Origin of the sequence: Mycobacterium sp. IS-836, from assembly GCF_001954275.1 — a bacterium.
In the GTDB taxonomy this organism is placed as follows: Bacteria; Actinomycetota; Actinomycetes; order Mycobacteriales; family Mycobacteriaceae; genus Mycobacterium.
In genome coordinates this window covers 35,798-49,341 of sequence record NZ_MBEU01000036.1, presented here as the reverse complement: position 1 = coordinate 49,341, position 13,544 = coordinate 35,798, and the positions used below count along the sequence as shown (strand labels likewise).

General features: G+C 66.8%; 13 protein-coding genes and 1 tRNA gene. 6 read left to right on the top strand and 8 right to left on the bottom strand.

Translation table 11 applies throughout. The features are described from left to right. Nucleotides 1-158: 158 nt before the first annotated feature. On the top strand, nt 159-641 hold the full coding sequence (locus tag A5747_RS11080) for a hypothetical protein (RefSeq protein WP_076123975.1): 483 nt from the start codon (nt 159-161) through the stop codon (nt 639-641). Between the two features lie 7 nt (nt 642-648). On the opposite strand, the gene A5747_RS11075 is transcribed toward A5747_RS11080, so the two are convergent. From A5747_RS11075 to A5747_RS11055, 5 genes are all read right to left on the bottom strand, one after another. Continuing rightward, nucleotides 649-1,410: a Mut7-C RNAse domain-containing protein gene (locus A5747_RS11075; RefSeq protein WP_076123973.1), complete on the bottom strand. Its 762-nt coding sequence runs from the start codon at nt 1,408-1,410 to the stop codon at nt 649-651. Next, nucleotides 1,411-2,508, bottom strand: a complete 1,098-nt coding sequence (locus tag A5747_RS11070; protein WP_076123971.1) for a galactokinase — start codon at nt 2,506-2,508, stop codon at nt 1,411-1,413. It lies immediately after the preceding gene. After that, on the bottom strand, nt 2,505-3,542 hold the full coding sequence (gene galT / locus A5747_RS11065) for a galactose-1-phosphate uridylyltransferase (RefSeq protein WP_233148016.1): 1,038 nt from the start codon (nt 3,540-3,542) through the stop codon (nt 2,505-2,507). The genes A5747_RS11070 and galT overlap by 4 nt, the downstream gene beginning before the upstream one ends. 16 nt (nt 3,543-3,558) lie before the next feature. Continuing rightward, on the bottom strand, nt 3,559-4,419 hold the full coding sequence (locus A5747_RS11060) for an adenylate/guanylate cyclase domain-containing protein (RefSeq protein ID WP_083700339.1): 861 nt from the start codon (nt 4,417-4,419) through the stop codon (nt 3,559-3,561). Nucleotides 4,420-4,520: 101 nt separating this feature from the next. Beyond that, nucleotides 4,521-5,963 carry an amidase gene (locus tag A5747_RS11055; RefSeq protein ID WP_076123966.1) on the bottom strand — a complete coding sequence of 481 codons (1,443 nt, stop codon included), beginning with the start codon at nt 5,961-5,963 and terminating at the stop codon, nt 4,521-4,523. An 80-nt stretch (nt 5,964-6,043) separates the two neighbouring features. Here A5747_RS11055 and A5747_RS11050 point away from each other — a divergent pair, with 80 nt between their 5' ends. After that, nucleotides 6,044-7,366 carry a hypothetical protein gene (locus A5747_RS11050; protein ID WP_076123964.1) on the top strand — a complete coding sequence of 441 codons (1,323 nt, stop codon included), beginning with the start codon at nt 6,044-6,046 and terminating at the stop codon, nt 7,364-7,366. 16 nt (nt 7,367-7,382) lie between these two features. Here A5747_RS11050 and A5747_RS11045 read toward each other — a convergent pair whose 3' ends face one another. Both A5747_RS11045 and A5747_RS11040 read right to left on the bottom strand, forming a co-directional pair. Beyond that, a complete protein-coding gene (locus A5747_RS11045) occupies nt 7,383-8,021 on the bottom strand; it encodes a hypothetical protein (RefSeq protein ID WP_076123962.1) in 639 nt (212 codons plus the stop codon). Between the two features lie 124 nt (nt 8,022-8,145). After that, nucleotides 8,146-8,231: transfer RNA gene (locus A5747_RS11040), tRNA-Tyr, on the bottom strand. A 69-nt stretch (nt 8,232-8,300) separates the two neighbouring features. Between A5747_RS11040 and A5747_RS11035 the strand changes: the two genes are divergently transcribed. From A5747_RS11035 to A5747_RS11020, 4 genes are all read left to right on the top strand, one after another. Next, nucleotides 8,301-8,792: a YajQ family cyclic di-GMP-binding protein gene (locus tag A5747_RS11035; protein ID WP_076123960.1), complete on the top strand. Its 492-nt coding sequence runs from the start codon at nt 8,301-8,303 to the stop codon at nt 8,790-8,792. Between the two features lie 112 nt (nt 8,793-8,904). Next, nucleotides 8,905-10,416 (top strand): NAD(P)/FAD-dependent oxidoreductase, encoded by a 1,512-nt coding sequence (locus tag A5747_RS11030; RefSeq protein ID WP_076123958.1) that lies wholly within the window; start codon nt 8,905-8,907, stop codon nt 10,414-10,416. Nucleotides 10,417-10,457: 41 nt separating this feature from the next. Continuing rightward, nucleotides 10,458-11,483: an NAD(P)H-dependent glycerol-3-phosphate dehydrogenase gene (locus A5747_RS11025; RefSeq protein WP_076060891.1), complete on the top strand. Its 1,026-nt coding sequence runs from the start codon at nt 10,458-10,460 to the stop codon at nt 11,481-11,483. Between the two features lie 228 nt (nt 11,484-11,711). Beyond that, nucleotides 11,712-13,229 (top strand): SulP family inorganic anion transporter, encoded by a 1,518-nt coding sequence (locus A5747_RS11020; protein ID WP_076123956.1) that lies wholly within the window; start codon nt 11,712-11,714, stop codon nt 13,227-13,229. Here A5747_RS11020 and A5747_RS11015 read toward each other — a convergent pair. Further along, nucleotides 13,226-13,486 carry a helix-turn-helix transcriptional regulator gene (locus A5747_RS11015; protein WP_076123954.1) on the bottom strand — a complete coding sequence of 87 codons (261 nt, stop codon included), beginning with the start codon at nt 13,484-13,486 and terminating at the stop codon, nt 13,226-13,228. The two genes, A5747_RS11020 and A5747_RS11015, sit on opposite strands and share 4 nt — an antisense overlap. Nucleotides 13,487-13,544: the final 58 nt, after the last annotated feature.

Here is a 13,544-nt window from a genome sequence, read left to right as displayed (position 1 = left end):
GACTCTCCCCGACCTGCCCCCGCCCCAGCACCCCCCCCCCCCCCCCCACCACCTCGCCCGCTCGCGCCCCCGCCCCGGGCGGCGGCGGGGGGGACCGCGCCCCCCCCCCCCCCCGCCGGCGTGTTCCCCCGGACCCCGATTGGTCCTACGGTGTTGGCATGGCAGAACAGTCGCCCGCGATAGACGTCGGGCACCCACCGTCGGCTCTACTTCGCATCGTCAACCCGATGCTGCGCTCGCTGCTGCGCACCCCGCTGGCCGGGTCCGCGCGCAAGCAGCTGATGGTGTTGACCTTCACCGGACGAAAGACCGGGAAACCGTACTCACTTCCGGTGAGCGCCCACCTGATTGACAACGACCTCTACGCGCTGACCGGCGCGCCCTGGAAGCAGAACTTCCGCGGCGGCGCCACCGCCGAGGTCGTCTACGACGGCAAGACGACCGCGATGCGCGGTGAGCTCATCCGGGACCGCGCCGTCGTCTCCGACCTGTACCTGCGCTGCGCCCAGGCCTACGGCGTCCAGCGCGCGCAGCGCATGATCGGATTGAAATTTCGCGACCAGCGCATCCCGACCCTCGATGAATTCGCCGAGGCCGTCGACCGGATGCACCTGGGAGCGGTCCGGCTGACTCCCGCATAGGCGCCGATCAAAGTTGCCCGCGCAGCCGTTCGACGAGGCCGAGCAACTTTGCGTGATGCGACCCGGCCCAGTAGATGCGACCACATCCCGCGCAGCGGCTGAATTCCTCGTAGTACTGGGCGGTCAACGGCTCGAGCTGGTCGATCACGTCGCGCTTGTCGACCGCTTGCAATGCGCCGTTGCAGTGCAGGCAGCGGGTGAGCGGCGCCAGCCGTTCGCGTAGGTCCAGTCGCCGCATCACCTCGAGGGCCTGTTGCTCGGGATCCTGCGAGTGGACGAACAGGCCATGCGTGATCGCCCGGCGCTTCAGCAGGCCGCGATCGCGGGTCAGCAGGATTCGCTGCTCGTCCAGGCTGATTCGGGCCAGGGCCGCGTCGTCGGCGTCGCTCGACCACCACGCGTCGAAGCCGAGGACGCGAAGCAGCCGCGCGAGCCGGCCGAGGTTCACATCGACGACGAATCGCGGATCGCGCAACGGCACCGGCCGAAGCCTGGCGGTCGACGCGACGTCGAGTGCCTCGAACATCGGGTATGCGGCGATCCGGTCGCCGGCCGTGGGCCGGTGGTCGAAGTCGACCGGATCGCCGTTGAGCAGGATGAGGTCAATCTCGGTGTGCGGAATGCCCATTGCCTCCAGCACGTCCTTGACGGTCTGGTGGGAACGGAACGGGCGGCGCACGGTGGCGCCGCGAAGCTCGGGCGCCAGGAAGTCGTTCAGTTCGGCGTACGCCCGGACCTCGACGTAGCCGACTTCCGGTGGTTCGGTCACCTACTCGGGCCCCGCGCCCGCGGCGGCATGGGTTCTGGTGATCACCGGCCGCTCAAACCCGGCGTCGCACACGGCCCGTCGCACTGCCTCGCCGACGGACTCCACGCGCTCGGTAGGCACCAGGGCGATCACGCAGCCCCCGAACCCGCCGCCGGTCATCCGGGCGCCCAGGGCGCCCGCGCCGACCGCGGCATCGGCGATCAGGTCGATGTGCTCGGTGGTGATTTCGAAGTCGTCGCGCATGGAGGCGTGCGAGGCGGTGAAGATCCGACCGGCTTCGGCGAAGTCCGAATCACCCAGGGCGCCAACAAAATCGGTCACCCGGCGGTTCTCGGTGAGCACGTGACGGGCACGGCGGGCATCCGTCGGGTCGGTCACTCTCGCCAGAACCGACGGTCCCCGATCCTGCAGATCGCGCAGTGACGACACGCCCACATCGGCCGCCGCACGCTCGCAGGAGGCGCGCCGGTCCGCGTAGTCGCCGCCGGCGTGACGGTGGCGTGCCCGGGAGTCGATCAGCAGCAGCGCGACGCCACGGCTGTCGGGGTCGAAGGCCACCGGTTCGACGGTGACGTCGCGGAAGTCGATCAGCAGCGCCGTGGCCGGCCGTCCGAATAGCGAGGCCAGCTGGTCAAGCAAACCCGTTGGGGCGCCGACATATTCGTTTTCAGCGCGCTGGGCCAGCCGCGCCTGCTCCGTTGCGTCGATGCGCACACCGGCGGCCGCCGCGATCGCGCCGAGGGTTGCGCATTCCAATGCTGCCGAGGACGAGAGGCCCGAGCCCATCTCGACGTCGCTGGTGATCGATATCGCGCCGCCCGGCACCGGGTGACCGGCCTCCCGCAGCGCCCACATCACCCCGGCCACGTAACCGGCCCAGCCGGTCACGCCGCCGGGAGCGGTGTCGACTGGAATGCGCACCGAGCCGTCCGCGCGATCGCTCCCCACGGTGATCGCGTCGCCGCCGTCGGGCAGGAAGGTCACCAGGGTGCGTTGCGGGAGCGCGATCGGCAATGCGAACCCGAGGTTGTAGTCGGTGTGTTCCCCGATCAGGTTGATCCGCCCGGGAGCGGCGTACCGCACGCTCGAGTAGCTCATCGGCCGAGCTCCCGTAGCCGCTGGGCCACGGCTTCGGGCGTGACGTCGCCGATGAACGCGTCCATCGCCGATTCGGAGGCCGCCAGGTACTTCAGCTTGGTGGCGCTACGCCGGATCGACATCAGCTCGACATGAAAGTAGCCGTCGGCCTGTTCGTCCGTGTCGGCGAACTGGTGCAGCGCCGAAATATACGGCAGCGGAGCCGAATACATGCGGTCGAACCGGCCCAGCACGTCGAGGTAGATCTGGGCGAATCCGTTCAGTTCGTCCTCATCGAGGTCGACGAGGTTGCGCACGAACCTGTTCGGGTAGATGTGCACCTCGACCGGCCAGCGCGCCGCGAACGGCACGAACGCCGTGAACAGCTCGGTGTGCGCGATGACGCGGCTGCCGTCGGCGACCTCGCGCGCCAGTAGGTCGGCAAAGAGGTTGCCGCCGTGGCGCATTCGATGTTCGCCGGCCTGGCCGAGCATGACAGCGGTGCGCGGCGTCAGGTAGGGGTAGCCGTAGATCTGACCGTGGGGATGGGTCAGCGTCACCCCGATCTCCTCGCCGCGGTTCTCGAAACAGAACACCTGCTCGATACCCGGCTGTGCGATCAAATCGGCCGTGCGGTGCCGCCACGCGTCCACGACGAGCCGGGCATGCGGCGGTTGCAGCTCCGCGAACGACCCGGTGTGGTCGCTGGAAAAGCAGATCACCTCGCAGCGCCCGTACGCGGGAGCGGAGACGAAGCCATCACCAGCGGGGGGCACCGGCGCCGGCTCACCGGCTGAGGCGCCCGACAGGCTCGGGAAGCGGTTCTCGAAGACGACGACGTCGTAGTCGGGGGCGGGCACCTCGCTGGTGAGCCCGGTCGGGCCCGGACACAGCGGGCACTGGTCCGGCGGCGGCTTGTAGGTGCGGTCTTGGCGTAGCGCCGCGATGATCACCCACTGTCCGGTCGAGCGGTCGAACCGCAACTGCGACTGGTCGGGGTCGCGCGGCGGCAGCGGCCTGCGGTCATCGACCGGGGCCGGTCGGTGCCCGGGCAGCGAAAAGAAAAGCAGGTCACGGCCGTCGGCCAGCTTGGCCCGCGTCGGCGCTGTCACGACGTTGAAGACTAGCTTGGCCGCCGCGCGAGGCCGAATCCAGAACGAAGGCATCGATCGGCCGGTCGTGCCCGCGCAGGTTGAGTCGCCGCCGCGGCGCCATTCCCACCAGCTCGTCGGCCACTCCGGATGCGACGAGCAACTCCCCGCCGGCGGCGTGTTGTTGCATCCGGGCCGACACGTTGACCGGATTACCGAGGGCGGTGAAATCGACCACCGCGCCCCCGACGTTGCCGACGTACGCGACCCCCGCATTGACCGCTACGCCTAGCTTCAGCCAAGGCCCCTCGTCGCTGCCGTAGCCGACCGCTTTGATCAGCTCCATCGCGGCCAGAACCGCACGCCGGCGGTACTGCGGACCGCTGATGCCCCGAACAAAGAACGCCATGATCTCGTCGCCGATGAGTTTGTCAATCACCGCGTCATGCCGCAGAAGGGTCTGTGTCGCAACGACGTAGAACCGGTTGAGCAACGCGGCGAAATCTGCGGCAACCGCGTGCTGGCCCAGCGCGGTGGAGCCGCGAACGTCGGCGAACAACACCGCGATATCCACCTCGGCGCCACCCGGGGGGAGCACATCACAACAACGACTGCACAAGTTGGGGTTCTTGCGCGACGGGCGGAACCCGGCCGCGGCGAAAGCATGGCCGATCAGGCCGCCGAACGGGTTGTTGCATAGCTTGCAACGTGGGGCCGAGGGCAGGTAGCGAAACACCCGCCGCGCGCTCACCAAAGGCGCGTGACCTTCGGTTAATACCTTGTCCCACCGCTTCTCCGGGGCCACCTGCGCGGTCTGGCGGGCGATCTTGCCGTCAATCATGGTGAAATAGTCCACCCCGACGCAATTTCGACACATGAGGCATCCGCCTCAAATGGGATCGCCGGGCCCCGGTGCCGGCGAAGTTGATCTCTGCTCCAACGTCACGGGATCGGCGGGTGGTGGGATGCCCAGGGATGGGCCGATTCCAGTTGGGCCGCAACGCGAATGAGAACATCTTCGCGTCCGTAGGCGGCGGCGAGCTGGATGCCGATGGGTAGGCCATCGCCGTTACGGTGCAGCGGAAGGCTGATCGCCGGCTGCCCGCTCATGTTGAACGGCGGTGTGAACGCGGCGAATTGGCCCGCGCGGCGCATCGGCGCGGTCGGCTGCTCGGGATTGTTCTCGAATTCAGTCAGCGGCAGCGGCGGCTCCGCCAGTGTCGGGCTGAGCAGCAGGTCCCAGCCGTGGGCCCACCACCCCTGCACCGCCCTGCGGAACGCCCATCCCGCCGCTTGGGCGTCGGCGTAGTCGACGGCGGTCAACCGCTGCGCCTGCTGGACCAGTACCCAGTTCACCGGCTCGATGTCGTCGGCCGTCATTTCACGCCCGAGCGTTTCGCCGAATCCGCGGGCCGCCATGGCCATCTGCGTCGCCCACAGCGCCATGAACTTCTCGACCAATGACGTATCGGCGAGGCACGCCGGCCAGGCGGGCTCGACGATGTGGTCGAGCCCCTCCAGCATCGACGCCGCCGCCCGCACCGCCGCGACGCAATCCGGATGCAGGAAGTCACCGCGCGGATGGACGTCGAGCAGCCCGATGCGCAACCGGCCCGGATCGGCGCCGACCTCCGTGGCGTACGGCCGCTCGGGCGCCGGCGCGATCACGCTGTCGCCGACACCGGGACCGTGCACCGCGTCGAGCAGGCTCGCCGTATCGCGGACCGTGCGGCTGACGCACAGTTCGACCCCCAGCCCCGCCTCGGTGCGCAGCGGCCCGGCCGTGGTCCGTCCCTGGCTCGGCTTGAGTCCCACCAGCCCGCAGCACGACGCCGGGATCCGGATGCTGCCACCGCCGTCCGAGGCGTTGGCGAACGGCACCATCCCGGCGGCCACGGCCGCGGCGGCGCCCCCGCTCGACCCGCCCGGCGTGCGATCCAGCGCCCACGGATTGCGCGTCGGCCCCCAGGCCAACGGCTGCGTGGTCGGCAGGCTGCCCATCTCTGGGCTATTCGTCCGCCCCGCGATGACCAGCCCGGCCGCCTTGAACCGGGCCACCAGCGTCGTGTCCGCGGTGTCGATCTTCCCCGCTTGTTTGAGCGCAACGTTGCCGTTCGACAGGGTCTGACCGGCGAAACTCGTGTAGAGGTCCTTGAGCAGAAACGGGACGCCGCGGAACGGCCCCTGTGGCAGATCCGGATCGGCGGCCACCGACCGCGCGTGCTCGAACCACTCGATGACCACCGCGTTCAACGACGGGTTGGCTTGCTCGATCCGCTCGATCGCCGCGTCCACCAACTCACCGGCCGTGACCTCGCCTTTCGACACCAGCGCGGCCTGGTCCGTGGCATCCATCCACCGTGTCTCGTCGGCAAGTTTGCTCATGGCTCTTGGTCTATCACGTGTGATCAATACCGCTGTGCAGGAGTCGCGGTTGCACCCGCCCGGCTTTACGCTCGTTGGTTATGCCCGGAGGCAAGGTCGCCCTCGCCGTGCCCGGCATCTGTCTTGCCGTCGCCGCGTGTTCGGCGACGGTGTCGCCGCCCCCGTTCACGCCGACCACCTCGTCGACGACGTCTCACACGACGACCGCCAGCGCGGCGCCCCCGCCAGCCCCGATAACTGGTCCGTTGGAAAAGGATTGGAAAAGCTACGGCGGTACCGCCTACTTCGGGTGTCCCGAAAGGTTCTCGGTCGCCAAATCGGCACTCGAGGACATCCGCCCCAAGGTCTTCGACACCAAAACCGGACAGTATGTAGCACCTGCTGTCCCCACGGTGCCCGCGGGTGAGAATCTCACCGGCGCGATCTGCGCGCTGACGGGCGTCGCCGACGACATGAAGGTCGTCTACCTGGTAACCACCGTCAAGCCGGCCCAAGCGCCCGCCCCCGAAGTCACCAAGACGACCGCGTATGCCTTCGATTTCAAGTCCGGCCAGCCGCTGGCCACCAAGGAGCTGCAGCCGCCCACCCCTGACCTGAGATTGACCGCACCGAACGGATGGGGGCTCGGCGCAACGGCATCCGGGGTGGCGTGGGTGAACGCGTTCACCGACGGCCGCGCCGCGACGTCACCACCGCGGACCGTCATCCTCTCCGGCGCAGACCTTTCCGCGACGTGGAACGACCCGCAGGCCGCCCGGGCCTGGCAGGACGTTCTGGCGTTCCAGCGGAACACGATCGAGGGTAAGACGACGGGAGCCGAGCTGCGCCGGCCGAACGGAGAAGCGATATACCAGGACAACGATGTCGTGTCCGTCGATGCCGAATTATCCGATGGCCCAGACAAACTCGTGAAGATGACGCGCCAGGACTCCCCCACCGCCGTGTCGACCCTGTTCTTCGACCTGAACTCCAAGACCGTGATCAAGGTCGGCGATTCCGACCGGATCTCCGGCGGTGGCCTGGCGACGACGCTGTCGGACGGGAAATTGTTCGTCGACGGCCGGGTCTCGGAGAATTCGCAGTTCGGCTTCGGGGTGTGGAACCTGCGAACACAGCACTGGGACTTTCTCAAAAACCGCGACGACGCCTTGAAGCAACCGATCGCCAAGGTGGCTTTCTTCGGTGATCACCTCTACATCACCAACGTGGGCAACACGTTCTCGGTCATCGCCTTGCCCGCTCCCGACCCGGTCGCCTCGAACTGGTCGGTGCGCCCGTTCGCGCGGATCAATGGCTGGACGCTGGTATGCCGCGGTGAGACCGCCGCGGACTCCGCCGGCGAGTGCAAGGAGATCGTGATGGTGCAGGACCAGGACGGTCACTACCCCGGTCCGTGGTTCTGACTCAAGTGAACGGTGGTTAGCTGGACAGACCGTTCTTGACGGCGGCATCCTGTTTGCGGGCAAGGTTGAGCAGGACGTCGGTTGGCGTGGGATTGCCCAGTGAGGAGTCGAACTCCAGGGCAACGAGTGCCCTACCCTCGCTGAAGACGGCCTCCGATACTTCCGTTTGCGTAGATGGATCAGATGCCACGCCCGCCACCATGAACCCGTCGGAACCGATGTCGATTGGCTGCAGCGCACCAGTGACTTTTTTGCTGACTTGGTCTTTCATCGCTGTGAGCACCTGTGCGGCCTTGGTCGGATCGGTATAGACCGCGATCGAGTCGGTGATGGTGCGCTTGCCGTCGGGGTTCCTGAAGGTCTGGCCCGCACCGGTCAGCCCGCTGCCATTCAAAACTGGCGGCCCGTCAGCAAAGGCGTCGGGGCCGATGTCATTGGGCTTGATGAGCAATGAGCTGTAGTCCGGTTGGGCTCCCGCTGTGCTCGCGCCCGCTGCGGTGCTTGATGATGCCGCTGAGCTTGATGATGCGGCTGAACTCGACGACGCTGTCGACGTTGCGGAAGGGCCTCTTTCGCCGCCGCAGCCCACCACCGTGCCGCCGACCAGTATTGCGGTAGCCGCCAAGCCGACGGCGGGCGTCCGCACCATTGTCATGACTCCCTGTAGATGACAGCCTGCTGGTATACGTTGCCGCCTCCGCCAACGAAGCGCAAACCCAAAATCTCCCAATGGTTTCAGTCGACGGCGCCCGAAAGCATGCTCTGAACTGCACGAGCCTTGGTGGCAGGTACAGGATTCGAACCTGTGTAGGCGTAAGCCGACGGATTTACAGTCCGCTCCCATTGGCCGCTCGGGCAACCTGCCGCCAGACAGGTTACAACGAACGGGTAGACAGGGCACAAACGGCTATCACCTGATGAAGGGACGGATCGAATGGCGGACTTATCGTTCGACATCGTCAGCAAGATCGACCGGCAGGAGGTCGACAATGCGCTCAACCAGGCGGCCAAGGAGCTGGCCACCCGGTTCGACTTCCGGGGCACCGACACCAAGATCGCCTGGAAGGGCGACGAGGCGGTCGAGCTGACGTCGTCCACCGAGGAGCGGGTCAAGGCCGCCGTCGACGTCTTCAAGGAAAAGCTGGTCCGCCGCGACATCTCCATGAAGGCCTTCGAGGCCGGCGAGCCGCAGGCCTCTGGCAAGACCTACAAGGTCACGGGCACCCTCAAGCAGGGCATCAACAGCGAGAACGCCAAGAAGATCACCAAGCTGATCCGCGACGAGGGGCCCAAGAACGTCAAGACCCAGATCCAGGGCGACGAGGTCCGCGTCACCAGCAAGAAGCGCGACGACCTACAGGCCGTCATCGCGATGCTGAAGAAGGCCGACCTGGACGTGGCGCTGCAGTTCGTCAACTATCGCTAGCGGACCGGGCCCCTCTCGGCGCGGACGTAACGCCACGCACAAAATTCGCGCCGTTTTTCGCCGTGGCGTTACGCTCGCGACCAAGACCCAGGATGCGCAAGTGAGGTTCACGATGACCGTGACTCCCCAGGAGGCCGCCGGCGACGGCGAGGCCGACGCCGCTTACTTCGACGTCGTTATCGTCGGCGCCGGTATCTCCGGCATCGGCGCGGCGTACCGGATCACCGAGCGCAACCCGCACACGACCTACGCCATCCTGGAGCGGCGCGAGCGGATCGGCGGCACCTGGGATCTGTTCCGCTACCCCGGAGTGCGCTCCGACAGCAGCATCTTCACGCTGAGCTATCCGTTCGAGCCGTGGACCCGCAGGGAGGGCGTCGCCGACGGCACCCACATCCGCGAGTACCTGATCGCGACCGCGCGCAAGCACGGCATCGACCGCCACATCCGGTTCGGCAGCTACGTCCGTTCCGCGGACTGGGATTCGTCGACCGACACCTGGACGGTCACGGTCGAGCAAGACGGTGGGACGAGGCACTATCGCAGCCGGTTCGTGTTCTTCGGCAGCGGCTACTACAACTACGACGAGGGCTACACCCCCGACTTCCCCGGCATCGAGAAGTTCCGCGGCACCGTCGTGCATCCGCAACACTGGCCGGAAGACCTGGACTACAGCGGCAAGAAGATCGTGGTCATCGGCAGCGGCGCCACCGCGATCACGCTCATCCCGGCGCTGGCGGAGCGCGCGGCGAAAGTGATCATGCTGCAGCGCTCGCCGACCTACATGATGGCGGCATCCAAATACAGCAGGGTGGCCGCTGCGGCTCGTAAAGTGTTGCCGCGCAGGGCCGCCCACTTGGTCACCCGGACATACTCCGCCCTGACCGAGGCGGTGTTCTGGTTTTTCTCCCGCAAGATGCCCGGGCTGATCAAGCGGCTGCTGCGATACGTGGCGACCCGGTATCTGCCCGACGGCTACGACATCGACACCCACTTCAAGCCGCGCTACAACCCGTGGGACCAGCGGATGTGCCTGATTCCCGACGCCGACCTGTACACCGCGATCGCTGCGGGCCGCGCCGAGGTGGTCACCGACCACATTGACCACTTCGACGCCACCGGCATCGCGCTGAAATCCGGCGGCCACCTCGACGCCGACGTCATCGTCACCGCAACCGGCTTGCAGCTGCAGGCGCTGGGCGGGGCCACGATCAGCCTGGACGGCGTCGAGATCAACCCGCGGGACCGCTTCGTCTACAAGGCGCACATGCTCGAAGACGTGCCCAACCTGTTCTGGTGCGTGGGCTATACCAACGCGTCGTGGACGCTGAGGGCCGACATCACCGCTCGGGCAACGGCAAAGCTGATGGCACACATGGCGTCTCACGGCTACACGCACGCCGCCCCGCACCTGGGCGACCAGCCGATGGCCGAGAAGCCGGCCTGGGACATCCAGGCCAACTATGTGAAGCGCTCGCTGCACGCGCTGCCCAAGTCGGGCACCAAGCGGCCCTGGAATGTGCGCCAGAACTACCTCGCCGATGCGATCGATTACCGGTTCGACCGCATCGAGGAGGCGATGGTGTTCGGCCGCGCGGGCGACCGGGCGCCCCTGGCCGGATGAACTGCTTCTAAATCGCGAGTGTCGGCAATACGCTGATCGCCATGGCAGCTACGAAGCGCGAACCCAAAGTCGTTGTCCTCGGTGGCGGGTCCTGGGGAACCACGGTGGCGTCGATCTGTGCGCGCCGCGGACCGACGCTGCAGTGGGTGCGCTCCGAGGCGACGGCCAAGGACATCAACGACAATCACCGCAACCACCGCTACCTCGGCAACGACGTCGTCCTGAGCGACACCCTGCGCGCGACCACCGACTTCGCCGAGGCCGCCAATGCCGCCGACGTGGTCGTCATGGGCGTGCCCTCGCACGGTTTCCGGGGCGTGCTGACCGAGCTGACGAAAGAGCTGCGGCCGTGGGTGCCGGTGGTGTCGCTGGTCAAGGGGCTCGAGCAGGGCACCAACATGCGAATGTCGCAGATCGTCGAGGAGGTGCTGCCCGGGCACCCGGCGGGGATCCTGGCCGGCCCGAACATCGCCCGCGAGGTGGCCGAGGGGTATGCCGCGGCGGCGGTGCTGGCGATGCCCGACCAGCATTTGGCCACCCGACTGGCGGCGTTGTTCCGCACCCGGCGCTTCCGCGTCTACACGACCGACGACGTCGTCGGCGCGGAGATGGCGGGGGCCCTGAAGAACGTCTTCGCGATCGCGGTGGGGATGGGTTACTCGCTGGGCATCGGAGAGAACACCCGCGCGCTGGTCATCGCCCGCGCCTTGCGCGAGATGACGAAGCTCGGCGTGGCCATCGGCGGCCACCCCGACACCTTCCCCGGGCTGGCCGGCCTGGGCGATCTGATCGTCACCTGCACCAGCCAGCGCAGCCGGAACCGCCACGTCGGCGAGCAGCTGGGAGCCGGCAAGCCGATCGACGAGATCATCGCGTCGATGAACCAGGTGGCCGAGGGGGTCAAGGCCGCCAGCGTGATCATGGAGTTCGCCAACGAGTTCGGACTGAACATGCCGATCGCCCGAGAAGTCGACGCGGTCATCAACCACGGTTCGTCCGTCGAGCAGGCCTACCACGGGCTGATCGCCGAGGTCCCGGGGCACGAGGTGCACGGCTCGGGCTTCTGACTGGCCTGCTTAACGGGGCATTACGAAAACATTTGCATTCCATATGCGCCCGCCCCGTCAGCTTGACCGAGGTTTTGCTGGCCCATACCGTCGAACGAGGTAGCCAAGCGTTCCCATCGTGCTGCGCTGGGTGTAATCGTTTGTGCGCCAATCAGTTACGCAGACGTTACTGAACGCAAGGGCGGGATATCGGAACATCCCCCGCTAGTCCTAACGAGGGAGCCACCGATGCACCACATCGAGGCGCTGTCCCCCGACCGATTGCGATCGATTCTGCGGCACGACTTGCCCTCTTCGCTCGTGGTTTTCCTGGTCGCGCTTCCGTTGTCGCTGGGCATTGCCATAGCGTCGAACGCTCCGGTCCTGGCCGGTCTGATCGCCGCCATCGTCGGTGGCATCATCGTCGGAGCCATCGGCGGATCGCCGCTGCAGGTCAGCGGGCCCGCCGCCGGCCTGACGGTGGTGGTCGCCGGCCTCATCTCCGATTTCGGTTGGGGCGTAACGTGTTTGATCACCGCCGCCGCGGGCGTGCTGCAGGTTCTGTTGGGGCTCAGCCGCGTCGCACGAGCGGCGCTGGCGATCTCGCCGGTCGTCGTGCACGCCATGCTGGCCGGCATCGGGATCACGATCGCGCTGCAGCAGGCGCACGTATTGCTGGGCGGCAAATCCAAAAGCACGGCCTGGCACAACCTCATCGGCCTGCCGGGCCAAATCATGGGCGCGCATCGGCCGGGAGTGCTGCTGGGCGTCCTGGTGATCGTCATCATGGTCGCCTGGCGCTGGGTTCCGGGTCGCCTGCGCTTCATCCCTGGCCCACTGGTCGCCATCGTGGCGGCGACGGTCATCTCCCTGGCCTTCCCGTTCCACGTGAGGCGGATCGAGATCGACGAGTCGCCGCTGAACGCGTTGCGGCTGCCCGACATTCCGCACGGCAACTGGGGCGCGGTGGCAATCGGAGTGATCACCATCGCGCTCATCGCCAGCGTCGAAAGCCTGCTGTCGGCGGTTTCGGTAGACCGGATGCATCACGGGCCGCGCACCGATTTCGACCGCGAACTGATCGGCCAGGGTGCCGCCAACATCGTGTCGGGGACCATCGGCGGGCTGCCGGTCACCGGTGTAATCGTGCGCAGCTCAACGAACGTCTACGCGGGCGCGAAATCCCGCGCCTCCTCGATAATGCACGGCGTCTGGATCCTGCTGTTCACGGTTCCCTTCGCGGAATTGGTCGAGAAAATCCCGTCCGCTGCCCTTGCCGGCCTGCTCATCGTCATCGGCATTCAGTTGCTCAAGCCCGCCCACATCGAAACCGCAATGAAGCACCGGGATCTCGCGGTGTACGTCGTGACGGCGGTCAGCGTCATCTTCCTCAATCTACTGCACGGCGTGATGATCGGACTCGCGTTGGCTATCGCGTTGACCGGATGGCGGGTGATCCGGGTCAAGATCGAGGCGAAGCCCGTCCGCGACGAATGGCAGGTGGGCATCGAGGGCACCGCGTGCACGTTCCTCGCCCTGCCCCGGCTGACCCGCGTGCTGGCGTCGGTCCCGACTGGTCACACGGTGTCGGTCAGCATTTCAGTCAACTACATGGATCATGCTGCGCACCAAGCGATTACCGATTGGCGACAGCAGTATGAGGCCACGGGCGGCACCATCCGGATCCAGGGTGAGTTCGAGACGGGCCATGTCCGCCGACCCGTTCGCGAGCTGGCCGAAACCGAAAGACCCGAAGCGGCCGCCTAGTCCACGTCGATCCGGATGTGCAGGCGCTTGCCGCACACTCGCGCCAGGCGCTCCAGCACATCGATACGCGGCACGTCACTGCCCTTCTCCCAGGCGGCGACCACGTCCTTGTCGATACCGAGTGCGTCGGCCAGCTGCGCCTGGTTCATGCCTGCACCGACGCGCGTCTCGAATATCAAATCGGGCAGGTCCAGTGACAATCCGGCTTCGTGGATATCCATTGAGTTAGCTTCCGGCATCGGAATCACTGCTTCCATCGAGCCAATCGATCAGTAATTCCATGGTACGTATTGTTTCGGCGTGATTCGTTTTGTT

Excerpts from the sequence above, each read along its gene's own strand:
- A5747_RS11080 (WP_076123975.1), top strand. The coding sequence starts at position 159 with ATGGCAGAACAGTCGCCCGCGATAGACGTCGGGCACCCACCGTCGGCT.
- A5747_RS11070 (WP_076123971.1), bottom strand. The coding sequence starts at position 2,508 with ATGAGCTACTCGAGCGTGCGGTACGCCGCTCCCGGGCGGATCAACCTG.
- A5747_RS11060 (WP_083700339.1), bottom strand. The coding sequence starts at position 4,419 with ATGATTGACGGCAAGATCGCCCGCCAGACCGCGCAGGTGGCCCCGGAG.
- A5747_RS11055 (WP_076123966.1), bottom strand. The coding sequence starts at position 5,963 with ATGAGCAAACTTGCCGACGAGACACGGTGGATGGATGCCACGGACCAG.
- A5747_RS11050 (WP_076123964.1), top strand. The coding sequence starts at position 6,044 with ATGCCCGGAGGCAAGGTCGCCCTCGCCGTGCCCGGCATCTGTCTTGCC.
- A5747_RS11045 (WP_076123962.1), bottom strand. The coding sequence starts at position 8,021 with ATGACAATGGTGCGGACGCCCGCCGTCGGCTTGGCGGCTACCGCAATA.
- A5747_RS11035 (WP_076123960.1), top strand. The coding sequence starts at position 8,301 with ATGGCGGACTTATCGTTCGACATCGTCAGCAAGATCGACCGGCAGGAG.
- A5747_RS11030 (WP_076123958.1), top strand. The coding sequence starts at position 8,905 with ATGACCGTGACTCCCCAGGAGGCCGCCGGCGACGGCGAGGCCGACGCC.
- A5747_RS11025 (WP_076060891.1), top strand. The coding sequence starts at position 10,458 with ATGGCAGCTACGAAGCGCGAACCCAAAGTCGTTGTCCTCGGTGGCGGG.
- A5747_RS11020 (WP_076123956.1), top strand. The coding sequence starts at position 11,712 with ATGCACCACATCGAGGCGCTGTCCCCCGACCGATTGCGATCGATTCTG.
- A5747_RS11015 (WP_076123954.1), bottom strand. The coding sequence starts at position 13,486 with ATGGAAGCAGTGATTCCGATGCCGGAAGCTAACTCAATGGATATCCAC.